The organism is Massilia sp. Root351, from assembly GCF_001425045.1.
Lineage (GTDB): Bacteria > Pseudomonadota > Gammaproteobacteria > Burkholderiales > Burkholderiaceae_D > Rugamonas.
Map to the genome: position 1 here is coordinate 92,505 of NZ_LMDJ01000001.1, position 22,738 is coordinate 115,242.

19 protein-coding genes are annotated in these 22,738 nt (G+C 64.9%); 8 read left to right on the forward strand and 11 right to left on the reverse strand.

What is annotated here, in order from left to right; genetic code table 11:
* Positions 1-9 precede the first annotated feature (9 nt).
* From ASD15_RS00430 to ASD15_RS00440, 3 genes are all read right to left on the reverse strand, one after another.
* Positions 10-2,175 (reverse strand): FUSC family membrane protein, encoded by a 2,166-nt coding sequence (locus tag ASD15_RS00430; RefSeq protein ID WP_057152710.1) that lies wholly within the window; start codon positions 2,173-2,175, stop codon positions 10-12.
* A 7-nt stretch (positions 2,176-2,182) separates the two neighbouring features.
* On the reverse strand, positions 2,183-3,871 hold the full coding sequence (locus tag ASD15_RS00435) for a M14 family zinc carboxypeptidase (RefSeq protein WP_057152711.1): 1,689 nt from the start codon (positions 3,869-3,871) through the stop codon (positions 2,183-2,185).
* 104 nt (positions 3,872-3,975) lie between these two features.
* Positions 3,976-4,539, reverse strand: a complete 564-nt coding sequence (locus ASD15_RS00440) for an NADPH-dependent FMN reductase (RefSeq protein ID WP_057152712.1) — start codon at positions 4,537-4,539, stop codon at positions 3,976-3,978.
* Between the two features lie 189 nt (positions 4,540-4,728).
* On the opposite strand from ASD15_RS00440, the gene ASD15_RS00445 reads away from it, so the two are divergent.
* Positions 4,729-5,736 carry an alpha/beta hydrolase gene (locus ASD15_RS00445; protein WP_057152713.1) on the forward strand — a complete coding sequence of 336 codons (1,008 nt, stop codon included), beginning with the start codon at positions 4,729-4,731 and terminating at the stop codon, positions 5,734-5,736.
* Between the two features lie 29 nt (positions 5,737-5,765).
* Here ASD15_RS00445 and ASD15_RS00450 read toward each other — a convergent pair whose 3' ends face one another.
* The gene (locus tag ASD15_RS00450) at positions 5,766-6,737 is read right to left on the reverse strand and encodes a LysR family transcriptional regulator (protein ID WP_057152714.1); all 972 of its coding nucleotides are present in this window, start codon (positions 6,735-6,737) and stop codon (positions 5,766-5,768) included.
* An 89-nt stretch (positions 6,738-6,826) separates the two neighbouring features.
* Here ASD15_RS00450 and ASD15_RS00455 point away from each other — a divergent pair, with 89 nt between their 5' ends.
* Complete coding sequence (locus ASD15_RS00455; RefSeq protein WP_057152715.1) at positions 6,827-7,441, forward strand: glutathione S-transferase family protein; 615 nt, start codon at positions 6,827-6,829, stop codon at positions 7,439-7,441.
* A gap of 1 nt (position 7,442) precedes the next feature.
* Positions 7,443-7,760, forward strand: coding sequence for a multidrug efflux SMR transporter (locus ASD15_RS00460; RefSeq protein ID WP_057152716.1), 318 nt, complete (start codon positions 7,443-7,445; stop codon positions 7,758-7,760).
* 91 nt (positions 7,761-7,851) lie between these two features.
* Here ASD15_RS00460 and ASD15_RS00465 read toward each other — a convergent pair whose 3' ends face one another.
* On the reverse strand, positions 7,852-10,008 hold the full coding sequence (locus ASD15_RS00465; RefSeq protein WP_057152717.1) for a S46 family peptidase: 2,157 nt from the start codon (positions 10,006-10,008) through the stop codon (positions 7,852-7,854).
* A 145-nt stretch (positions 10,009-10,153) separates the two neighbouring features.
* A complete protein-coding gene (locus ASD15_RS00470) occupies positions 10,154-10,423 on the reverse strand; it encodes a GlsB/YeaQ/YmgE family stress response membrane protein (RefSeq protein ID WP_057152718.1) in 270 nt (89 codons plus the stop codon).
* Between the two features lie 214 nt (positions 10,424-10,637).
* Here ASD15_RS00470 and ASD15_RS33610 point away from each other — a divergent pair, with 214 nt between their 5' ends.
* Together ASD15_RS33610 and ASD15_RS00480 are read left to right on the forward strand one after the other, a co-directional pair.
* Complete coding sequence (locus ASD15_RS33610) at positions 10,638-11,222, forward strand: glycine zipper 2TM domain-containing protein (RefSeq protein ID WP_057152719.1); 585 nt, start codon at positions 10,638-10,640, stop codon at positions 11,220-11,222.
* A 38-nt stretch (positions 11,223-11,260) separates the two neighbouring features.
* Positions 11,261-12,424, forward strand: coding sequence for an acyl-CoA dehydrogenase (locus tag ASD15_RS00480; RefSeq protein WP_082551446.1), 1,164 nt, complete (start codon positions 11,261-11,263; stop codon positions 12,422-12,424).
* 13 nt (positions 12,425-12,437) lie between these two features.
* On the opposite strand, the gene ASD15_RS00485 is transcribed toward ASD15_RS00480, so the two are convergent.
* From ASD15_RS00485 to ASD15_RS00495, 3 genes are read right to left on the reverse strand one after another with little or no spacing between them, the layout of a single operon-like run.
* Positions 12,438-14,135: a long-chain-fatty-acid--CoA ligase gene (locus ASD15_RS00485; RefSeq protein ID WP_057152720.1), complete on the reverse strand. Its 1,698-nt coding sequence runs from the start codon at positions 14,133-14,135 to the stop codon at positions 12,438-12,440.
* Positions 14,125-14,631 (reverse strand): helix-turn-helix domain-containing protein, encoded by a 507-nt coding sequence (locus tag ASD15_RS00490; RefSeq protein WP_057152721.1) that lies wholly within the window; start codon positions 14,629-14,631, stop codon positions 14,125-14,127. Before ASD15_RS00490 ends, ASD15_RS00485 begins: the two co-directional genes overlap by 11 nt.
* Before the next feature lie 31 nt (positions 14,632-14,662).
* Positions 14,663-15,607, reverse strand: a complete 945-nt coding sequence (locus ASD15_RS00495; protein ID WP_057152722.1) for an HD-GYP domain-containing protein — start codon at positions 15,605-15,607, stop codon at positions 14,663-14,665.
* Between the two features lie 241 nt (positions 15,608-15,848).
* Here ASD15_RS00495 and ASD15_RS00500 point away from each other — a divergent pair, with 241 nt between their 5' ends.
* Entirely contained in the window at positions 15,849-17,009 is a 1,161-nt protein-coding gene (locus ASD15_RS00500) for an AraC family transcriptional regulator (protein ID WP_229418002.1), read from the forward strand.
* Positions 17,010-17,090: 81 nt separating this feature from the next.
* Here ASD15_RS00500 and ASD15_RS00505 read toward each other — a convergent pair whose 3' ends face one another.
* Both ASD15_RS00505 and ASD15_RS00510 read right to left on the reverse strand, forming a co-directional pair.
* A complete protein-coding gene (locus tag ASD15_RS00505; RefSeq protein WP_057152724.1) occupies positions 17,091-17,720 on the reverse strand; it encodes a response regulator transcription factor in 630 nt (209 codons plus the stop codon).
* Positions 17,720-20,788: a triple tyrosine motif-containing protein gene (locus ASD15_RS00510; protein ID WP_162249870.1), complete on the reverse strand. Its 3,069-nt coding sequence runs from the start codon at positions 20,786-20,788 to the stop codon at positions 17,720-17,722. Before ASD15_RS00510 ends, ASD15_RS00505 begins: the two co-directional genes overlap by 1 nt.
* A gap of 211 nt (positions 20,789-20,999) precedes the next feature.
* Between ASD15_RS00510 and ASD15_RS00515 the strand changes: the two genes are divergently transcribed.
* Both ASD15_RS00515 and ASD15_RS00520 read left to right on the forward strand, forming a co-directional pair.
* Positions 21,000-21,959, forward strand: coding sequence for an alpha/beta fold hydrolase (locus ASD15_RS00515; protein WP_157200808.1), 960 nt, complete (start codon positions 21,000-21,002; stop codon positions 21,957-21,959).
* Positions 21,956-22,732 carry an SDR family NAD(P)-dependent oxidoreductase gene (locus tag ASD15_RS00520; RefSeq protein WP_057152727.1) on the forward strand — a complete coding sequence of 259 codons (777 nt, stop codon included), beginning with the start codon at positions 21,956-21,958 and terminating at the stop codon, positions 22,730-22,732. Before ASD15_RS00515 ends, ASD15_RS00520 begins: the two co-directional genes overlap by 4 nt.
* The last annotated feature ends 6 nt before the right edge of the window (positions 22,733-22,738 follow it).

The following is a 22,738-nucleotide window of genomic DNA, read 5'->3' on the forward strand; positions in this document are numbered from 1 at the left end:
CTCCTGTGGCTAGTTGGGGGAGACGTTGTGGACGATCGCCTCGCTGTGAACCACGATTTTATCCGCATCCGCCTGAAGCAGCCGGATGCGCCTCTGAACCACCGGCCAGCCCGGCCAGGCCACCGCCGCTTCCGCGTGGGGGGGCTCGGTCGGAACCGGCTGCGCCGGCAGCGGCGCAATCGGCTGGCCGTGCTGCGCCAGCGCGCGCGACAGGGTCAGGTACACCTGGGCGTGGCTGTGCGCCAGCATGGCGTTGACCGCGTCCGCCGGAATATCCTTCACGTGCCGCCGCAGGATGGCGCGCAGCGCCGCCACGTGCGCCACCAGCAGGTAGTTCTGCACGATGAACAGGTTGATGTCCTCGGCCGCGCGCTGCTTGCTGGCCGGCTCGTCGAGCATGCGCACCAGCGCCGCGCTCAGGCCCGCCAGGCTGTCCATCAGCCGCTTGCGCTCTATGCGGTAGGGGAAGTCGTTGCGGCTTTTTCCCTGCAGCAGTTCGAACGAAGCCTGCATATAGCGCAGGTTCACGTCCAGCACCTGCCGTATCAGGCGCGGCAAGGTCTGGTATTCCCAGTTGGCCAGCACGAAGCTGAATACGGTGGCCACCGCCGCGCCGATGAAGGTGTCCACCAGGCGCTCGGTGATCAGGCTGGTGTTCCCAGGTGCGATCAGGTGCATCTGCAGCAGGATCATGATGGATACCGCAATCGCCGCGTAGCGGTAGCGCAGGTAGATGAAGGTGGGCGTGGCCACCGTCGCCAGGATCAGGATGCCGACGATGGCCGGTGTGTAGTCGACGAACTTCAGTATCAGCGCCGTGATCACGCAGCCGATGATGGTGCCGGCGATGCGGTCGCTGCGGCGCTGCTTGGTCATGCTGAAGCTGGGCTTCAGGATGATCACGATGGTGAGCACGATCCAGTAGCTGTGCGCCGCGTACGGCAGCATGTGGCCCACCGCCAGTCCGGCCGCAATCGCCATCGCCACCCGCAGCGAGAAGCGGAAGATAGGCGAGTCCATGCGGAAGTGCGACAGCATCAGCTGCAGTTCGTACTTCTGCTGCGACAGGAAGGGCTGCATGTCGGCGTCCACCCAGAACGGTGTGCCTTCGTACTCCTTCTGGCTGGCCACGTGCAGCTCGCCTATCATGCGGATGATGGCGCGGATCTTGTTGCGCTGGGCGCGCAGCACAGCCAGCGCCTCGCCTGCGGGCTTGCCCGCGTCGGCGTCCGCCTGCAGCTGCGCGATGGCCGCTTCCAGCGCCTCCATCTCGGGCGCGTAGCTGATGGCCGCGTGCGAGGGCCGCTTGCGCGTCACCGCGTAGCCGACCGACTCGATATCGCGCGCGGCCTTGTAGGCCAGGTCGTGCAGTGTCCTGAGCACCGGCGCGTCGGCCAGGTGGGTGCGCAGCAGCGCGTAGTCGGTGTGGGTGGACAGGATCTGCTCGTACAGGTCCAGCATGCAGACGTGGACCTGCACCACGATGGCGTCCTTGCGGTTCTGGTGGCTGCGCAGGATCAGGTCGCGAGAAGCCTGCTGGCGGTCGGCCAGCAGCGCCTGATGCCGCACCAGCTTGTTAAACTGCTCGGTGAGGTTGTAGCGCGTGTCGTAGAAGTCGGCCTTGATGTCGATGTAGGCGGCCAGCTCGAACAGCGCCTCGGCCAGCACCTGCTGCTTGATGCGGTGGCGCAGCAGCCATGCCAGCGCCATCGCATAGGCCAGATAGGCCACGCTGCCCAGCAGGAACAGGCCGGCGTGGATAAAGGACTCGCGCACCGTCATCACATGTTCCATCGACATGGTCATGATGAACAGCGTGGCGAGCTGCAAAGGCATGGACTTCTTCCCGTACACCACCATCATGCTGGCGAAGAAGCTCACCAGCACCAGCATGGTCATCAGCAGCCAGGGCACGGGGCCGCACAGGCTGATGAGCAGCGTGACGGTCGTGCACAGCAGCACCGACGCCAGCATCTCGTTGAGCTTGTGCTTCAGGGGGCTGGGCATGTCCATCAGCGCCGTGCACAGCGCGCCGATGCACACCGTCATGGCGACGGCCATGCCGGTAAACTGCAGCGCGATGATGGTGACGCCGACCAGGCCTGCCGCGAAGCGCAGGCCCAGGTGGAAGTAGTGGCTGTAGAAGAAGGTCCGCAGGTTGAGTGCGTAGTGCATCGATCTCTTACAGGATCGACAGCACTGGGTAGCGGCGCCACTCCGGCTCGGCATGCCGTTTGCCGTTGTGGAAGATGAAGTGCAGCACCGCGTCCTGGTTGCTCAGCAGGGCAGGGTTGGCCAGCTTCCACGCTTCGAATTTGGCTTTCAGTTCAGGCTCGGTTTCCAGCATGTCCAAAGCCAGGTCTTCGAACACGTAGTCGGAGAAGGCTTCCTTCTTTTCCAGCACGCTGTTGAAGAAGCCCCAGCGGAAGAAGCTGTCGTGGCCTTGCGGCTCCAGCGTCTCCACCGCATAGCGGGCGTTGTCCTGGTCCAGCGAAACGATGTAGTCGCCCACGTTGAGCTGGAAGGCGCCCGTGCGCGCTTCCACTTCCACGCCGTCGTGGAACATGTGGCCCTCGTAGGCGGTGGGGCGCGATTGCACGGAGGCGATGTGGTAGTACTGCGCCTGCACCGTTTCGGCTTTCTCAACGCGCGTCATCCGCACGCCGTTCCATTGCAGGCGCTCGATGGCTTCGCGCCACTGCTGCGGCACCACATACGCTTTCGGCGCGCGCACGGTGACGCTGGCGGGGAAGCTGTTGTAGTAGGCGATGTCCTTTTCCCAAGGCTGGCTGCGGTCATAGGAGAGGCGGGTGTAGTTGCCGATCACGCTGGCGTGGCGCCTGGCGGCGTAGCCCTTGAAGCGGAAGGTGGCGGGATTGCTCTCGTCCATCTGCCACATCACCGGCCAGGCGGCCTGCTTGCGGCCCTCGGCCCTGGCCTCGGCGCGCAGGCGCTTGATTTCGGCGCCGTGCCTGACGGTGAAGGCCAGCGTGGTTTCCACCAGCGCGCGCATGGATTCGTAGCGGTCCGCGAAGGGCTTGAGCATGTGCGTTTCGGGCATGAAGCCGATCACGTGGTGCAGCGCCGCGAAGCCGGTGGAGAAGCGCGGCACTTCCAGGAATTCGGCGATGCCGTCGTCCGGCGTGTCCTGCACCGGATTGACGTACGGGCAGGTCGGCCAGCCGCGCTGCTCCATCTCGGCGTAGATCGCAGGCAGCATGGTGTTGCGCAGGAAGGGGCCGAGGCCGTAACCCAGCTTGTCGGCCTGGGTGTGGATCAGCGTCATGGTATACGGGTAGTCGGCGCCGTTGGAGGTGTGGGTATCCACCATCACGTCCGGCTGCCACGAGGCGATCAGTTGGTTGAACAGCTTCGCGTTCAGGGTGTCGCACTTGACGAAGTCGCGGTTCAGGTCCAGGTGGCGGCTGTTGCCGCGGAAGCCGAACTGCTCCGGGCCGTCCTGGTTCACGCGCGAGGTGTTGGCGCGGTTCAGGCAGCCGTCCACGTTGTATACGGGGATGAACAGGAACACGGTTTCGCCCAGCGCGGCCAGCTTGGCCGGGTCGTGGCAAAAGTCGCGCACCATGGCCATGCAGCTGTCCACGCCTTCCGGCTCGCCCGGGTGGATGCCGTTGTTGTTGAAGAAGACGGTGCGGCCGGCGGCCTTGATCTCTTCGCGGCCGAACACGCCGTCCGCGCTCACCACGCCGCGGTGCACCGGAATGCCGCCGTCCGATACGCCGATCTGCTCGAAGCGCAGCACCTGCGGGAAGCGGCGCGCCAGCTCTTCGTAGAAGGCGATGCATTCGGTCCAAAGGGTGGTCTGGTTACGGTTGCCCTTTTCGTAGGGCGTGAGCATTTCTGGGTGCATGGCGTCTGGATCTCAGAGGTATGGTGGTGAAGGCGCGCCGGGTAGGCGCTGGATCAGAGCCGAATTGTAGCACCGGGGCGGTCTTCCCCGCCCCGGCCGCGCGCTTACACAGGCGCGTTTTTGTCCACCCAGGCCGCGTAGGCGGTGATGAACTTGCGCAGCACTTCGCGGGTCTGGTCGTTGTTCACTTTGCCGTCCTCACCCAGCATCTTGGCGGCGCCGCCGATATAGGCTTCCGGCGCGGGCATGGTGGCCACGTTGAGCGCCACCAGCGACTGGCGGATGGCATGATTGGCGCCGAAGCCACCCACGCCGCCCGGCGACACCGTGACCACGCCGCCGGCCTTGCCGCTCCAGATGCTCTTGCCGGCAGGGCGGGAGCCCACGTCCAGCGCGTTCTTGACCGAGGCCGGCATGGAGCGGTTGTACTCGGGCGAGACGATCAGCACGCCGTCCACCCTGGCCATGGTGTCGCGGAAGGCGGTCCAGGCGGCGGGCGCCTGGCCTACGTCGTCCAGGTCCTGGTTGTACAGGGCCAGGCCGCCGATGTCGACGAACTCGAACGCCAGCGAGGCCGGCGCCAGGGCGATCAGCTCGTGGGCGAACTTGCGGTTGATGGAATCCTTGCGCAGGCTGCCGATCAGGACGGCGATTTTCTTGGTGGTCATGGGACTTCCTTTCATTGGTGAATATGCAAACCTGACTTTAACGCAAGTGCCGCCCGCCGGGCGGACGATAAAAATAGCTTGCTATTAAATCGCGCGCTATATATTATTCATCCCATGCAGCGGCAACAACGTTGCCGGCCTCCCTCAAATAAGTAGTGCACTATTAAATAACCAACGATAGGAAACATCATGCGCACCATCAAAACCCTGATCGCAGCATCCCTGGCCACCCTGATCGCATCGAGCGCCTTCGCCGGCGCCCTGCCGGGCGTGGAAGCCAAGACCGCCAAGTTCCTGACCGCGCTGGAGGGCGGCCAGCCGCTCGAGACCATGACCCCGGCCGCCGCCCGCGCCGTGCTGGAAGGCGCGCAGAGGGGCGCCAAGCTGCCCGCAGCCGACGTGTCGCGCAAGACCATCAGCGTGGACGGGGAAGAGATCAAGCTGGTGATCGTGCGTCCCGCCGGCAGCAAGAGTACGCTGCCCGCCTTCATGTTCTTCCACGGCGGCGGCTGGGTGCTGGGCGACTTCCCCACCCACGAACGCCTGATCCGCGACTTGGTGTCGGGCTCCGGCGCGGTGGCGGTCTATGTAGACTACACCCGCTCGCCGGAAGCCGGTTACGGCGTGGCCATCAAGCAGGCTTACGCCGCCACCAGGTGGGTGGCAGCGCACGGCAAGGAGATCCAGGTGGACGGCAGCCGCCTGGCGGTGGCGGGCAACAGCGTGGGCGGCAATATGGCGGCGGTGGTGGCGCTGATGTCCAAGGACAAGGGTGAACCGAAGCTGCGCTCGCAGGTGCTGCTGTGGCCAGTGACGGACGCCAATTTTGACACGCCCTCCTACCAGCAATTCGCCGACAACCACTTCCTCACCAAAAACATGATGGTCTGGTTCTGGGACAGCTACACCAAGGACGCAGCCCAGCGCAAAGAAATCTACGCGTCGCCGCTGCAAGCCACGCTGCCGCAACTGCAAGGCCTGCCGCCAGCCCTGATCCAGACCGCCGAATTCGATGTGCTGCGCGACGAAGGCGAAGCCTATGGCCGCAAGCTGGACGCCGCCGGAGTGAGCGTCACCACGGTGCGCTACAACGGCATGATCCACGACTTCGGCCTGCTGAACCCACTGACCGGCGTGGACGGCGTGCGCGCGGCGATGAGCCAGGCGTCGCAGGAACTGAAAGCGCGCCTGAAGTAAGCGCGGCGGTGGTTGTTTAGCCCAGCCGTTTAGCCCAGCGCCGGACCCAGGTCTTCGTAGAGGAACTGGGTCAGCGCTTTGATGCGCGCGGTGTCTTTCAGGTCGCGGTGGGTCAGCACCCACAGGCCGGTGTCGAAGCGCGGATCGGGTCCGGCCACGCGCTGCAGGCGGCGCTCCGGGTCCGCCAGGTGGCACAGCAGCGGCGCCATGCCGATACCGTCGCGCGCGGCGTCGACCATGGCCAGCAGGCTGTCGACCCGCATGCGCACCCGCTCGGGCGGCACGTGGCGCGCCAGCCAGCGTGCCTGCTCCAGGTGGGCCAGCGTGTCGTCCAGGCCGATCCAGTCGTGCGCAGCCCAGTCGTCCGGGCCGATGCCGGTGGCGCCGTTGCCGCTGCCGCCGCCATCGCCGCCGCTGATGCGGCCGGCGCCACCCGCGCCGCCAAGCCCCCGCTTGGCGGCCGCTTTCAGATAGCTGTGCGAGGCGTAGATGGCGCTCGACAGCGCGCCGAGGCGTCGGCCGACCAAGGTGTCGGGCGGCGAGTTGGACGGGCGCAGCGCCACGTCGGCCTCGCGTCGGTTCAGGTTCAGGAAGGCGTTGTTGAGCACCAGCTGGAGGCGCACCCCGGGATGGCGCTGCTGGAAGCGCGCCAGGCAGGGCATGAGCAGGCTGCGCGCCAGGGTGTCGGTGGTGGTGATGCGAATCTCGCCTTCCAGCTGCTGGTCCTGGCCGGCCACGGCGCTGCGGGCCGAGGCGATCTGTTCCTCCGCGCCGGCCAATCTGGCCTGCAGCGTTTCGCCGGCCTGCGTCATCGTGTAGCCGGACTGGAAGCGCTCGAACAGCCGCACGCCGAGCGCGCGTTCCAGGCTGTCCAGCCGGCGCAGCACGGTGGAGTGGTTCACGCCCAGTTCGCGCGCGGCGGCCGACACGCCGCCGCCACGGCCCATGGCGCCGCTCAGGGCCATGAAGTAGCGCAGGTCTTCCCAATCCATGTTATGCATTTTCGCAGAATCATTAAGCAGTTTTTGCCAATTTTAATGCGTTTTCGCAGAACCTATACTGGCTCCATCGATTCAACAGGAGCCGCACCATGCTGACGCTGTACACCGCCAACACACCGAACGGCCAGAAGGCCACCATCGCCCTGCAGGAGCTGGAACTGCCGCATGAAGTCCGCGTGCTGGACCTGAACGCCGGCCAGCAGCACCAGCCGGACTTCGCCGCCATGAGCCCCAACCACAAGATCCCGCTGCTGGTGGACGACGGCCAGGCCATCTTTGAATCCGGCGCCATCCTGATCCACTTGGCCGATAAGGCCGGACGCCTGCTGCCGAAAGACGGCGCGGCGCGCAGCGAAGTGCTGCAATGGCTGTTCCTGCAGGTGGCAAGCGTGGGGCCGATGCTGGGGCAGCTGTGGTGGTTCCGCCATGGCGCTTGCACCGAACCGCGCAACGAACAGGCGCTGGAGCGCTACGGCCGCGAAGTGCGCCGTCTTTATGGCGTGTATGAACAGCGGCTGGCGGCCAGCGCCTGGCTGGCGGGCGGCGACTACAGCATTGCCGACATTGCCACCTGGCCGTGGCTGGCCTCGCACCACGAACTGGGGCTGGACATGGCGGCGTATCCTGCGGTGTCCGCGTGGCTGGAGCGCATTGCGCGCCGCCCCGCCACGGCGCGCGGCATGGCGCAGGCGCAAGGGGAATGACATGGCCTGGACGATATTGCTGGCCGCCGCACTGGTAGACATCGCGATGGCGGTGGCCCTCAAATACGCCGAAGGCTGGACCCGTTTCTGGCCCAGCGTGGCGGGCCTGGTGTTCGCCAACGGCGCCATAGCGCTGCTGACGATCTCGCTCAAGCACCTGCCGGTGGGCACCGCCTTTGCCGTGTTTACCGGCCTGGGCGCGGCCGGCGCCGCGCTGATCGGCATCGCCGCCTTCGGCGAAAGCGCCAGCCCCCTGCGCCTGCTGCTGATCGCCGCCATCATCGCCTGCATCGCCGGCCTGAAACTGGCGCCGGCCTGATCGGAGAGGCGAAAAAAAGCCACGCGGGCAGTCGGGCGCGCGTGGCTTTCAAAAGGGCGGGGAGTGACCGCCCGGGGTTAGACGCCGATGTTTACTCGGCGCCCATTTCTTTCAACAGGTTGTCGGCCTTGTCCACGTGCTTCATGTTCCACAGCATGTAGCGCAGGTCGACCTGGATGTCGCGCGTGTTGGCGTTGTTGAAGTCCCAGTCGGAAATGATTGAGTCCAGCGTGCCGTCGAAGGCCAGGCCGATGAACTCGCCCTTGGCGTTCAGCGCGGCCGAACCGGAGTTGCCGCCGGTGATGTCCAGCGTGGCCAGGTAGTTCACCGGTACCGATTTCAGCACAGGGTCGACGTATTTGCCGAAGTCCTTGTTCTTGATCGCGTCCAGCTGCGCTTTCGGTGCGTTGAACTCGCCCGTGCCGGTGGCTTTGGCGGCCACGCCCTTGACGGTGGTGAACGCGGTCCAGGCGGTGCCGTCGGCGGTGCCCCATGGGCGGCCGGCGATCTTGCCGAAGGTCACGCGCAGGGTGCTGTTGGCGTCGGGGTAGACGGCCTGGCCCTTGGTCTTCATGTAGGCGATCTTGGCCTTCATGTAGCTCGAGTAGGCCTGCTGCAGGCTGCCCGCCAGTTCTTCCTCTTCCGCTTCTTCCTTCATGGCCACGTCGTACATTGCGACGGCGGCCTTGATGAAGCTGTCGTTGGCGGCCTGGAAGTCGGCCGGCTTCTTGCCCAGCCATGCCTTGCGCTCGGCGGCGTCGCCCAGCTTGCTGCCGGCGTACAGCTTGTCGATCACGCCTTTCAGCGCGGCCGCGTCCATGCCGTCGACGATGCCGATGGCGGCGTCCCAGTTGGCGTTGCGCTCTGCCTTCGGCATGGCGGCGTACTTGGCCAGGTGGTGCAGCACCAGCGCCTTGTCGACCTTTTCGTCGTAGTTGCGCACCAGTGCCGCCACCGAAGCTTCAATGCGCTTCAGGTCGCGTTCCTGGTAGCCGGCCTTGCGCTCCACGTCCGGCTTTTGCGATTCATTGGCCAGGCGGTACAGCGTGCGCGCGGTGTTCAGCAGGCGCGGCTGCGAGTAGCTCAGTTCGAACTCGCGCTTGACGTTGGCGTCGCGCTTGGCGATCAGCTCTTCCACCTGCGCGATGCCGGCCGCGTATTCGGCCTTGCGCTTGGCGTCGCTGTTGACCCACGCTTTCAGCTCTTCATGCTCGCGCGTCTTGCGGGCCAGGAAATCGCTGCCAGCGTAGGAGTCCAGCATGCCCTGGCGGTTCTTGTAGTAGTTGTTGACGTTGGCAACCTGGCCGGCGTACTTCAGCGCGGCATCCTTGTTGTCCTTGGTCTCGGCGGCGATGATGGCCAGGTTGTCGCCCGACGCCTTCACGAACTGCGGATAGTTCCAGCCGAAGGTGAAGTCCACTTCCGACGGCAGGCGGTGGCGGTTGGTGCGGCCGGGGTAGCCGGCCACCATGATGAAGTCGCCTTCCTTCACGCCTTCCTTGGCCAGCTTCAGCACGTGCTTCGGCACGTAAGGCACGTTGTCCTTGCTGAAGTCGGCGGCCTTGCCGTCCTTGCTCACATAGGCGCGGTAGAAGCCGTAGTCGCCGGTGTGGCGCGGCCACATCCAGTTATCCGTGTCGCCGCCAAACTTGCCCACGCCTTCAGGCGGCGCGTGCACCAGGCGCACGTCGCGGATTTCCAGCTGTTTGATCTTGTAGTATTCCAGGCTGCCATAGTAGGCCGACACGGTGCAGCGGTGGCCCGGATCCTTTTCGCACTCGGCCACCATGGCCTTCTGGTTCTTTTCGATCGCGTCGCTGCGCTTCTTGCCGTTCAGCCTGGCCACTTCCGGGGTGATGATCTTGGACGTCACGTCCAGCACCTCGGTGGTCACGAAGATGCGCGTGCCCGGCGTGGCCGGCACTTCGTCGGCGAAGGTCTTGGCCAGGAAACCGTTGGCCAGCAGGTCGTTCTGCGGCGTGGAGTTGTGCGCCACGCTGTTGTACACGCAGTGGTGGTTGGTGGCAACCAGGCCTTGCGGCGACACGAAGGAGGCCGAGCAGCCGCCCAGGCTGACGATGGCGCCCATCGGGAACTCGGTCAGCTGGGTCAGTTTGGACGGGTCCAGCTTCAGGCCGGCGGCTTTCAGTTGCTTAGCTACTTGTGGCAGCTGTTGCGGCATCCACATGCCTTCATCGGCGTGGGCTGCGGTGCTCAGGATGGCGAGCGCGATCAGGGTTTTGTTCATTGAATAGGACACTCAAGGGCGGAAAAATGCCGAGTATCCTTATGGCGTTCAATTACGTCAACGATATTCTTGGTTGCTGTGCACAAAAAGCCAACGCTGGGCGTTGGCTTTTCGATAATGATTTACCGGCGGGGCAGGGCGCTAGCTAGCGCAAGCGGCCCCGGAATATCAGGTTGACGATACCCAGCAGGATAACCGCACCCAGGAAGGAAACCAGCAGCGACAGCGCGCTGAAATCGTCCGCGTTGATGGTGGAAACGCCGAACAGCGGCGAGAGCAGCCAACCGCCCAGCAGCGCGCCTACGATACCGACCACCATGTTCAGCAGGATGCCTTGCTGCGCGTCGGTTTTCATGACCATGCTGGCAAGCCAGCCGATGATGCCGCCAATTACGATCCAGATGATAAAGTTCATGTCGATTCCCCTTCACAGTTGACAGACAGGCCAACCCGGCCGGGTGGCCCTTGGGACTATTCTCGGCGGGAAGAGGGGGGCAGTCCGTGCGCCAGCGTACGCTGGCCGCTTACATTTGATTACTCTGGAAACATTTTTCCAACAGCCCGATCCGTTTTTGGCGCGTTATCACCGGTATCGGCGCCATTGTGCGTCTATCCTACGGAGAACAAAAATGGAAAATACCTCGACCAGCACCCGCATCCACCCGCTGATGGCTGTCGCCGCCGCGTCCGTCACCATCGCCAGCCTGGTTGGCGCCGCCGCCTTCGCCGGCCTGCTGCCCGGCGCGAAAAGCGATGTGGCGACTGTGCCCGCCACGGCTGCGGTGCAGGGCAGCGCGCCGGCCGAGCTGAGCCCCACCGCGCCGGCCACGCTGCCTGCAGGCAATGCGCTGGCCGTCCAGCCTGCCGCGGCGGCGCCAGCCCCGGCCCCCGCGCCGGCAGCGGCACCGGCGCCGGCGCCCAAGCAGGTCGTGCATCACAAGACCGTGGTGCACCATGAGTACGCGAAGCCTGTCCCGCAGCCGGCGCCGCAGGTGGCGCAGCAGCCCGCTGCGGCGCCCGCGCCTGCCGCCGAGCCTCAGAACAGTGCGCTCGGCATCGGCATCGGCGCGGTGGTGGGCGGCCTGGTGGGCAACCAGGTGGGCGGCGGCAAAGGCCGCACGCTGGCCACGGTGGCCGGCGCCATCGGCGGCGGCTACCTCGGCAACGAGATCGCCAAGCGCAACCAGGCCAGCTCGGCGCCTGAGCAGAAATAATGCGAGAATGCTGGGCTTAGCTACTGAGCAAGCCCAGCATGACCGACTCCGCCGACGCATCCTCCCCCCCGTCCCCCGCCGCATCTGCCTCCCTGCCGGGGGCCGCGCCGGACAGCTACGCTGCGCCGCTGGCGGCGCGCGATGCGCGCCGCATTGCGCACTACGCCGCCGCGGCGGACGCTGAACGCTTGCTGCATCCCGTCCAGCAAGCCTTGCTGCACCGGCGCGGCTGGCTGAAAATGCTGGCGCCGCGCGCCTGCGGCGGCGCCGAACTGGCCTTGCCGGACGCGGTGCGGCTCGAGGAAGCGGTGGCCGCCATCGACGGCAGCATGGGCTGGGTGCTGACCCTGTGCGCCGGCGCCGGCTGGTTCGCCGGTTTCCTGCCGCCCGACACGGCGCGCGCCATCGTCGGCACGCGGCGCGTGTGCGTGGGCGGCAGCGGCGCGCCCACCGGCCATGCCGACCTGGAGGGCGACGGCTACCGCATCAGCGGCCGCTGGGACTACGCCAGCGGCGCCCCCATGGCCACTCATTTCACCTTGAACGCGGTGTTGCGCGAACACGGCCGGCCGCTGCTGGACGAGCATGGCGCGCCGCGCATCCGCGCCTTCATTGTGCCGGCCGGGCAGGTGAAAATGGTGCCGTCGTGGGGCAGCATCGGCATGCGCGCCAGCGCCTCGCACAGCTACCGCATCGCCGGACAGTGGCTGCACCGCGACCATGGTTTTTCCATCGGCGCGGCCAGCGCCACGGCGGACGGTCCGTTGTACCGCTTCCCGTTCTACTCGCTGGCTTTCGTCACGCTGGCCGCCAACATGGCCGGCATGGCCGCCCATTTCATGCAGCTGGCGCGGCCCGCGATGAGCCGCCGCAAGCATTCCATGTCCGGCTTGCCGCTGCTGGAGGCGCCGGGCGTGGCGGCGCTGCTGGAGGCGAAACAGCATTCCTTCGCGGCCGCGCGCAAGCATTTCTATTGGGTGCTGGAGCGCGCCTGGGCGCTGGTGGCGGCGGGCGCGCAACTGGGCGCGGCCGACATGGCGGGACTGCAAGCCGCTTCGCTGGCGCTGGTGGCCGTGTCGCGCCAGGCGGTGGACGAACTGTATCCCTATTGCGGCCTGTACGCCGCCCACGAAGAGAGCGAAATCAACCGCGTCTGGCGCGACTTCCACACCGCCAGCCAGCACTCGCTGCTGCTGCCCTGAGCCGGCTGCCGCGCTAGGCCGCTTCCCGCAGTTCCCTGCGCAGGATCTTGCCGACATTGGACTTCGGCAGCGCGTCGCGGAACTCGATGTATTTCGGCTTCTTGTAGGCGGTCAGCTGCGCCTTGCAGTAGTCCATCAGCTGCGCCTGGGTGAGCGCGGCGTTGCGGCGCACCACGAACAGCTTGACCGCTTCGCCCGAGCCGGAATCTGGCACGCCGATGCAGGCGCACTCCAGCACGTCCGGGTGCGCCGCCACCACGCCTTCCACTTCGTTCGGGTAGACGTTGAAGCCGGACACCAGGATCATGTCCTTCTTGCGGTCGACGATTTTCACGTAGCCGCGTTCGTCCATGACGCCGACGTCGCCCGATTTGAAATAGCCGCTGGCGGTCATCGCTTGCGCGGTCTCGTCGGGCCGGTTCCAATAGCCCGCCATCACTTGCGGGCCGCGTATTGCGATTTCCCCCGCTTGGCCTGGCGGCAGCGGCTGGCCGTGGTCGTCCAGGATGGCCACTTCGGTGGACGGCACCGGCAGGCCGATGGTGCCGGAGAACTCGCCTTGGCCGGGCGGGCACAGCGTGGCGGTGGGCGACGTTTCGGACAGGCCGTAGCCTTCCAGGATAGGCACGCCGGTGATGCCGCGCCAGCGGTCGCTGACCGCCTTCTGCACCGCCATGCCGCCGCCCAGCGTGATGCGCAGGCCGGAGAAGTCCAGCTTGGAAAAGCCGGGCTGGTTCAGCAGGCCGTTGAACAGCGTGTTCACACCGGGGAAGAAGTTCACGCGGTACCGCGACAGTTCCTTGACGAAGCCGGCCATGTCGCGCGGATTGGGGATCAGCAGGTTGGTGGCGCCCCAGCGCGCGCCCATCAACATGCAGGCGTTCAGCGCCAGGATGTGGTACAGAGGCAGTGCGCACACGGTCACCAGTGCGCCGCCCGCCTGCGCCTGGCGCAGCGCCGGACCGGCCCAGGCGTCGTTCTGCAGCATATTGGCGATGACGTTGCGGTGCGTCAGCGTGGCGCCCTTGGACACGCCGGTGGTGCCGCCGGTGTACTGCAGGAAGGCGACGTCGCCGTGTTGCGGTTGCACCGGCCGCAACGGCAGCGCGGCGCCCTGTTGCAGCGCCTGGCGAAAGGGAACCGCGCCAGGCAGGCGGTAGGCCGGCACCATTTTTTTCACCCGGCGCAGCACCAGGTTTACCAGCGCGCCTTTGAGCGTGCCGAGCATGTCGCCCATGGTGGCCAGCACAACGTGCTTGATGTCCGGCGCGCCGTCCGCGAGTACCTGTTCCAGCGTTCCCGCGAAGTTCTCCAGGATGATGATGGCTTCGGCGCCGGAGTCCTTCAGCTGGTGCGCCAGTTCGCGCGGCGTGTACAGCGGATTGACGTTGACCACGGTGCAGCCGGCGCGCAGGATGGCGGCCACCGCGATCGGATACTGCAGCAGGTTTGGCATCATCACCGCCACCCGCGCGCCCTGGCCCAGGCCGCGCTGCTGCAGCCACGCCGCCAGGCTGCGCGAGTGGCCGTCCAGCTCCGCGTAGGTGAGCGCGCTGCCCATGCAGACGTAGGCATTGCGCGCGGCAAAGCGCGCGAAGGACTCGTCGAACAACTGCAGCAGCGAGCGGTATTGTTCCGGGTCGATGGTGGCCGGGACGCCTTCCGGATAGGACTTGAGCCAGCGCAGGTCTTGGTCAACTTCAGGATGCATCTCTTATGGTCTCCTCTCGTATCCGCATCAATGCGTGCGTGCTGTCGTCGGCGCCGGGGCCGGCCACCGTGTCGATCTGGTCCGGCATCAGCTGGCGCCCGTCGGCCGACAGGATGCCCACGCCGGCCACCGGCAGCCCGGTGGCGCGTTCCACCATGGTCAGGCGCGCGCCCTTGGGGTTGGGCGCCCATTGTTCGCCCCAGAGCGTCATGGCGGCCAGGATGGGGTAGAGCGAGCGGCCCTTGTCGGTCAGCAGGTAGTGCAGTACGCGGCCGTCGTCCGGGGCCGGCTGGCGCAGCAGGATGCCGCTGTCGACCAGGCGGTTCAGGCGCTGCGTCAGGATGCTGGTGCTGATGCCCAGGTGCTGCTGGAATTCCTGGAAGCGGCGCATGCCGCAGAAGGCGTTGCGCAGGATGACGAAAGTCCACCATTCGCCCACCTGCTCCAGCGTCTGGGCGATGGGGCAGTTCTTGTCGGCGAAGGAGGTTTTGCTCATCGATGCGGCCTGCTTGGTGAAGTTACAACGACTATAGTAAATTCACTTCGGTTACGCAAGTGAAATTTGCGGCGGGGGCGATGCCGATGCAGCGCACGAAGGCGGCGAAGACGGCGGGATCGAAATGGCCTTCGCGGGTCCAGGCCGCCATGCGCCGCAGCGCGTCCGGCGGGCTCCAGGGCGCCTTGTAGGGACGCTGCGAGGTGATGGCGTCGTACACGTCGCAGACCGCGCCCATGCGGGCCTGCAGGCTGATGTCGGCGCCGGCCAGGCGCGACGGGTAGCCCATGCCGTCGTAGCGTTCGTGGTGGTGCAGGCAGACGTCCGCCACCACCGCCGGCAGGCCGCCTGCCGCGTTCAGCAGCGCGTGCCCGGTCACCGGGTGCAGCTTGACCGCTTCGAACTCGGCCGGGCTGAGCCGGTCGGGCTTGTTCAGGATCTCCGGCGGCACCGTGGCCTTGCCGATGTCGTGCAGCAGGCCGGCCAGGCCGCATTCGCGCACCGCGCCGGGGGCCATGCCCATATGCTGGGCTAGCGCTACCATCAGCGTGCAGACGGCGACCGAATGGGTGTAGGTGTAGTCGTCGCTGGTGCGCAGCCGGATCAGGCTCAGCATGGCGCCGGGATGGTGCGAGAGGGAGCCGATGATGTCGTCCACCAGCGGCAGGGTGGACGCCAGCGCGCCCGGCAGCGCGGCGGCGTCGCCCGCGCGCGCCTGGCTGAACAGCGCGCAGACGGCCGCGCGCGCGCGGTCCACCAGTTCGGCGGCGCGCGCCAGCTCGTTGCCGCTTGCGGCGACGCCTTTGGCGGGGTCGATCCACATTTCCTCCACCGCGCTGGCCTGCAGCCTGGCCAGCATGTCGCTGTCGCGGATCAGGAAGGAGCGTTGCCAGAATGGATGGCTATACCAGCTGCCGCACAATGCCTGCACATACATGCCGACGCGGGCTTGCTCGCGCGTGATTTTCTTGAACATATCCGGAGGTCTTTCAATTGCATCAGATCAGTATCAAGGCGATCACAAGCAAACCCCAAAGACAGGCTCTGATAAAAATCATCGAATTGATCTATTGCTGAAGAGCAGAATGATGGCTGCCTGATTATTGAATGCCACTTGTAAAATATATTTTCAATTTGTGAACTCTTAAAGATCGGGTGCTATAATTTTTATCTGAATCAGTTGGCGCTGAATTGCAAAATGACCAATATACTTCCTTTTGGGAAATGTTCATAGGTCGATACCGGACATTCTTCAGGTCAGTTCAGGACAGGTTAAAAGAGAGATGAATCAGTCAGTCAAGGTCAGTCAATTGCTTCAGGATTCCAGCCCGTCCCCCGCCGCGCCCGCGCCCTACAGCCACGGCGTGCGCTTCTATCCCGCTCACCTGGTGGTGTTCCTGCTGAACCACCTGGCTGCGCGCGGCGTGGCTGCGCAGCAGGCGCTGGCCGGCAGCGGCATCGGGGAGGACGAGATGCGTGTCGCTGCGACGCGCTTTTCCGTGCTGCAGATGGTGGCGGTGATCCGCAACGCCATCCGCTATGCGCCGGACGCCGCGCTGCAAGTGGGCACTTGCTTCAATGCCTCGGCCTGCGGAATTTTCGGGTTTGCCCTGCTGAGCAGTCCGAACCGCAGGGCGCTGCTGCAAGCCATATTGAAATACGATTGCCTGATCGACCCGCTGACGAGCCTGCGTTATGCAGGCAAGGATTGCTGGGCCGTTTGGCAAATCGAGCCCAAGCTGGCCTGCGCCCCCACCGATCCCTTATACCGTTTCGTCGTCGAATTGAAAATGTCGTGTTTTAAATCGATGGTGCGGGATTTATATGGCGACGGCTTTGAATTTAAAAGCATCAGGCTGCGATTCGCCGCGCCGCCGCATGCGGCAGAATATATGGCGATATTCAACTGCGAGATATTATTTGAGCAGGAAAGAAATGAAATCGTTTTCAGCGAAATGCAGACCATAAAGGAGCGGCCGGAAGCGGACGCCATCACGCACGCGATGATGCTGGAATTGTGCGAGCAGTCCTTGCAGAAGATGACGCGCAACGCCACTGCGGCGGGCGCCGTGCTGATGATATTGCTGGGCTGCTCGGGAGTATTTCCCAACATAGACGAAATAGCGCAGGAATTGGCGGTGAACGCCCGCACCTTGCGCCGCCGGCTGGAGGCGGAAGGCACCACGTATAGTGAAATCCTGTCGCGCCACCGCATGCAGCTGGCGCTCAGTTATTTAAGAACCAGCGACCTGAATAATAATGAAATCGCGGCGCGCCTGGGTTATAGCGACGCGACCAATTTCAGGCGCGCCTTCGTCTCGTGGGCGGGTGCGCCGCCCAGCCATTTCCGGCCGGCGGGCGACCTTGCCGGCCCCTAGGGCCGGTTCCTCGGCCTTGGCAAAGCGCCAGGCGCGCTTCCGCCGCCGCCGGGGCGTATCCGGTGAAGGCCAGCTCGATGATCAGAGCTGCATGATGCCGCGCCGTACCGCGATCGCCACGGCTTCCGAGCGGCCGCTGGCGCCCAGCTTGTCCAGGATGTGCTTCATATGCGCCTTCACCGTTTCTTCTGAAATGAACAGCTGACCGGCGATGTCCTTGTTGCGGTGGCCGCGGGCGACCTTGCACAGCACCTCGATCTCCCGCGCCGTCAGGCCGGACTCGCCGGTGTAGTGGGCAAGCTGCGCTGCCACGTCCGCCGGAATGCACCGCCTGCCTTGATGGGCCTGGCGGATGATCGCCGTCAGCTCGTGCGGCAATGTACTTTTAAGGACATAGCCGTGCGCCCCGCCGCGCAGGCAGCGCTGAATGTCCACGTCCCCTTCGGCGGTGGTGAAGATGATGACGTTCGCTTGCGGATCCTCGGCGCGGATTGCCGCCAGGACTTCGATACCGCCGATATCGGGCAGACGCAGATCGAGCAGCGTAATGGCCGGCCTGTGCTGGCGGTACAGTGCCAACGCTTCGCCGCCTTTGGCCGCTTGCGCCACGACATGCATGTCGGGCTGATCGTTGATCACCTTCGACACGCCTTCGCGCATCAGCGGATGGTCATCGACGACGAGCAAGCTGATTTTGGCGGGTTCGCTCATCACATCGGTCCTTTGGCGTCGTCAGTGGCAGCCTGTCTGCGCGGGAAGCAGTGTGCGACCTTCTTAGAAAGCCGTTTCAGCATGCCGTAGTGGTGTTCTGCGTACACCATCTTTCCTGGAACGGCCAGTTCCACCACGGTACCGCCAGTCGACCCGCTCCCTATGGTCAACTTTGCATGGATGCGGCAAGCCCGCTCCTGCATGCCCAGCAAGCCGAAGTGCCCGGGCCTGCCGCTCCTGGCGATATCGGGTGCGATCCCTGTTCCATTGTCGGTGATGCGCACGATCAGCCTGTGCGCGTAAACCAGCACGACGTTCAGCTTATCGCCGCCTGAATGCCTGAGGCCATTGAGGATGGCTTCGTTCCCGATGCGATACACTTCCTCGCGCACGATGGGATGCAGGTCGCGCGCCCTGCCTTCAACAAACACTGTAAATCGCATCGACGCCGGGACGCCGAGCGATTCGGCGGCGCACTGGAATGCCTGGGCGAGGTCGTTCTTTTCCACCGTGGACGAACGCAGGTCGTTCAGTGCCGCGCGCGCCTCCACGGTCGCCTTCGCGAGCCAGTTGGAGATGCTGACGATAGCGTCGTTGAGTTCCCCGGGTTTTTTGGATTCCGCATCGTGGCGCGCGTGATCGGCTATCAGCTTGGTGGCCTGTATCGATTGCAGTATGGTGTCATGCAGCTCTGCCGCAAGCCGGGTGCGCTCGGCGGTCCGCTCATCAAACCGCGCGGTGAGGGCGGCAGCAATTTGCCGCACCCTGATACGGTATGCCAGATAGAAGATCATGACGGTCAAGGCAGCGGCCAGGGCGCGGAACCACGTGGTCTGATAATACGCCGGGGTAACCGTGAACTGAATCGCTGCGCCGGTGTCGTTCCAGACGCCGTCATTGTTGCAGGCGATCACGTTGAAGCGGTAGCTCCCTGGCCGCAGATCGTTGTAGAACGCCTGGCGCCGGTTGCCCGGTTCCTGCCAGGTGGCGTCATGCCCGTCAAGCTTGTAACGGAATTTGACCTTCTGGGGCAGTGCATAGCTCAGCGCTACGTAGTCGATCTGGATGTCTTTCGTCAGCGCGGGCAAGCGCAGGCCGTCCGCGAGCGCGTAGCGCTTGCGGTCGGCGATGATTGCTTCGATATGTACCGGCGGCGGGACGCGGTTAGCCGGCAAGCGGCGCGGATCGATGACTTGCAAGGTCCTGTCATTGGCAAACCACAGCCGGCCATCAGTCGATTTCGCGACCTCGGGAGAGAAGGGCGACGAACCTGCGACGTAACCGTCCAGCAAGCCGAAAAGCCGGAACTTCACCACGGCATTCGGACTGCTCCACCAGGTGTTCAATTCCGAGGCGGGAATGGCGATCACCCCGCAGCTTGCGTAGACCCACAGGGTGCCGGCATCGTCTTTAATCAACGATTCGGTACGGTTGCAGGGCAGTCCGTTGCGGCTGTCCATGATCCGTAGCACGTTGTCCTTCCAGCGCGCAATGCCACGAGACGTTGCCCCCCATAATGAGCCGTCGCGCTCCATCCACATTCCGCCGATACCATTGCCATCCCCCGCGCTGGCCACCACCGTCATTTTTCCGCCCGTGTAGCGCTGCAGGTCGCCGCGCGCTCCGCCGATCCAAACGCCCTCGCGGACGTCGGCCTCGATCGCCCGGCCCGTCGCGGACTTCGGGACCGGAATGGATTCGAGCACTTGCGCGCCGCGGATTTTATGGAGTGTTTGCGGACTGCCGGTCGTCACGGCCCAAATGTTCTGCTCTCCGTCCTGCACGATGCCGATGACGACGCCGAGCGCGCCGCCGTCGGGTTTGGTCACCATCCGGGAGCGGCCTTCCTCTCTCACCACCAGATTCACATCGACGCCATACCACAGCCTGTCCCGGTGGTCGATCAACATCGCCGTGATCTGCTTGCCCAGCAGATCGTCCCCAGTGAGCGAGTGGAGGCGTTTGTCGTCCTTCAGGAAATCCAGCGCGTTGCCATTGCCGACCCAGAGCCCACCGTCGCGCGTGGCGGCCACGCTGGCCACATGGTCGCCGCTCAGTCCCTGCTGGGCGGTCAATGAAACGATAGGCAAATCGCGGAAGCGGTCGATGCCTTGCGATGATGCGACCCAGATATTCCCTTCGCGGTCTTCAAACAACGCATCCGGGGACTCGCTGGCCAGTCCATCATGCCGGCTGAAACGATCCACCGCGTTACGCTGCACGTGGTAGATGCCGTCGCGGACCGTCGCCACCCAGAGGCCGCCTGAGCGGTCGGCATGCAGGGCACTGACAGCCCAGGCTGTCCCGTTGGCATCGTGGGCCCGGAAGCCGCGCCATGCACCATCCTGCAATCGTTGCAGCCCGAGCCCTTCGCCGCTTTGTCCCACGCCGACCAGCACGCTGCCGTCGGCCTGGCGCAGCAGTGCCAGTACACCGGTCGCGCCCGACGCGGAGGCGAGGGGCGGCGGCAAATGCGGGGTGATCTGTTGTGGCGTCCAGTGGTACACGCCATGAACCGTACCCAGCCACATTCCTCCTGAGCCGTCCTCGGCGAGCGCTGCCAGGCCGTCCGTTTTGAATGGGAGACCTTCTTTGGCGCCGAAGCAGCTGATGGCGGCTTCCGTGATGCGGCAGAGCGGCGCGTCGTCCGGGGCGATCAGCCTGGACTTGGCGATCCAGACGTTGCCGGCGCGGTCTTCGACGATCTGGTTGATCTGTGCGCGGAGCGGGTACTTCTTCGCGCTGCCGTTCTTGACGCGGTATAGCCAGCGGGGCGTGCCGACCCATAAGCTGCCGTCCCGTGCCGCCAGCAGACTCAGGATGGCGCATTCGCAGAGGGCGTCTCCTGCCGGCGCCACCCAGGGCACAAAGCGCGCGCCGTCGAAGCGGACCAGGCCTCCCCCTGTCCCTACCCAAAGGTAGCCGTCGGTCGTCTGCGCGATTGCATGGGGAATGCCAGGCAGTTCGCCGTCGGCCATGCGCCATGTCGTATGGGCATATTGCGAGACTGAGCGGTCTGGATCGAGGGCGCGGGCGGTGCGGGCGGGCAGCAAGGACAACAGCAGCATTCCGAGCAGCACCCAGCATCCGCCCCAGCGCGAAGTTAGCACCATGTTTCCGTCTTCTTCTGAGAGGCAGTCCACTGAATTTTTTCAGTCTAACATTGAATTTGTGACATGTGGGTGGCGGAAAAATAACCCTTTCACGGGATAGTCGCCAACAGGCGCCAGTGACATGATCGGTTCCGGTTTTCACGTTACGCAAACAAAGGAGCTGATGATGAAACGGTGTGTGACAGCGGTTTTCATGATGCTGACCCTGAGCGGTCCGTATTTCTTCAACGCCGCCATGGCGGCCGGGCAGAAGATCCCTTCGCTGCCGTCGAGCTTTAAAGCACGGACTGTCAAGGCGCCCGACGGCACGGCGATTTTTGTCCGGTCGGGCGGGTCCGGCCCTGCCGTGGTGCTCATCCACGGCTATGCGGAGAACAGCGATTCCTGGGGCCCGCTGGCGGCCGACCTGATGAAGGACCATACCGTGATCGTCCCCGATTTGCGCGGCATTGGACGGTCGTCGATTCCGGCCGGCGGCTATGACAAGAAAACGCAGGCCGGCGACATCCGCGCTGTGGTCGAGGCCCTGGGACATGACAAGACAGCGGTGGTGGCACACGATATCGGCAATATGGTCGCCTATGCGTATACGGCGACGTATCCCGACAAGGTGGAACGCCTGGCCGTCATGGATGCGCCGATTCCCGGCATCGGCCCCTGGAACCAGATCCTGCAGCACCCTGGCGTCTGGCATTTCAATTTCAACGGACCGGATGCGGAGCGCCTCGTGGCGGGCCGCGAACGGATCTATCTGAACCGCATCTGGAACGCCTTTTCCGCCAGCCCGGATCAACCCAATGCGGCCACCAAGGACTTCTTCGCCAAGACCTACTCCCGTCCGGGCGGCATGCGGGCCGGCTTCGCCCAGTTCGCCGCATTCAGCCAGGACGCCCAGGACAACCAGGCCTTTGCCAAGAGCAAGCTGACCATGCCGGTGCTGGCCATGGGCGGGGAAAAGTCCTTTGGCGCCATGCAGGCGCAGATCATGCGGGAAGTGGCGGCCAATGTGCAAGAGTCCGTCATCCAGGGATCGGGCCACTGGCTGATGGAAGAGAAACCGGCCGAGGCCGTGGCGGTGATCCGCACATTCCTCGGCGCCCCTTCCATGAAAGGCGGACAGCCATGAATCTCGACCTGGCAGGAAAAACCGCGCTGGTCACCGGCTCCACCGCCGGGATCGGCCTGGCCATCGCCACACGGCTGGCAAGCGAGGGCGCGGACGTGATCGTGAACGGCCGCACCGAAGAGCGCGTCAGCAAGGCGATGGCCGCCAGCGGCGCCGCGCATGGCCTGGCGGCGGACCTGGCAAGCGAAGAAGGTTTCCGGCTATGCACCGAGCGCTTTCCGCAAGTCGATATCCTGGTGAATAACCTGGGCATTTTCGAGGCCAAGCCGTTCGGTGACATATCGGACGCCGACTGGCATCGTTTTTTCGACGTCAACGTGGTGAGCGGCATACGGCTGTGCCGTCACTATCTCGCGCCCATGCTGGCGCAGGACTGGGGCCGCATCGTCTTCATTTCCAGCGAATCGGGCCTGCAGATCCCGACCGAGATGATCCACTACGGCATGAGCAAGACAGCGCAGCTTGCCGTCTCGCGCGGCTTGGCGGAAACGACCGCAGGCAGCGCCGTGACAGTGAACGCGGTCTTGCCCGGTCCCACCAGCTCGGAAGGTGTGAGCGCCTTTGTCGACCAGATGGCCAGGGAGGGCGGCCAGGGCAGGGACGCGTTCGAGAAAGCATTCTTCCAGACCGTGCGGCCATCATCGATACTGCAGCGCTTTATCACCCCGGACGAAATCGCGGCGGTCGTCACGTTCGTCTGCAGTCCCCTGGCGGCCGCGATCAACGGCACGTCACTGAAGGCGGACGGCGGCGTGGTCCGCTCCATCGCCTGAAGCCTG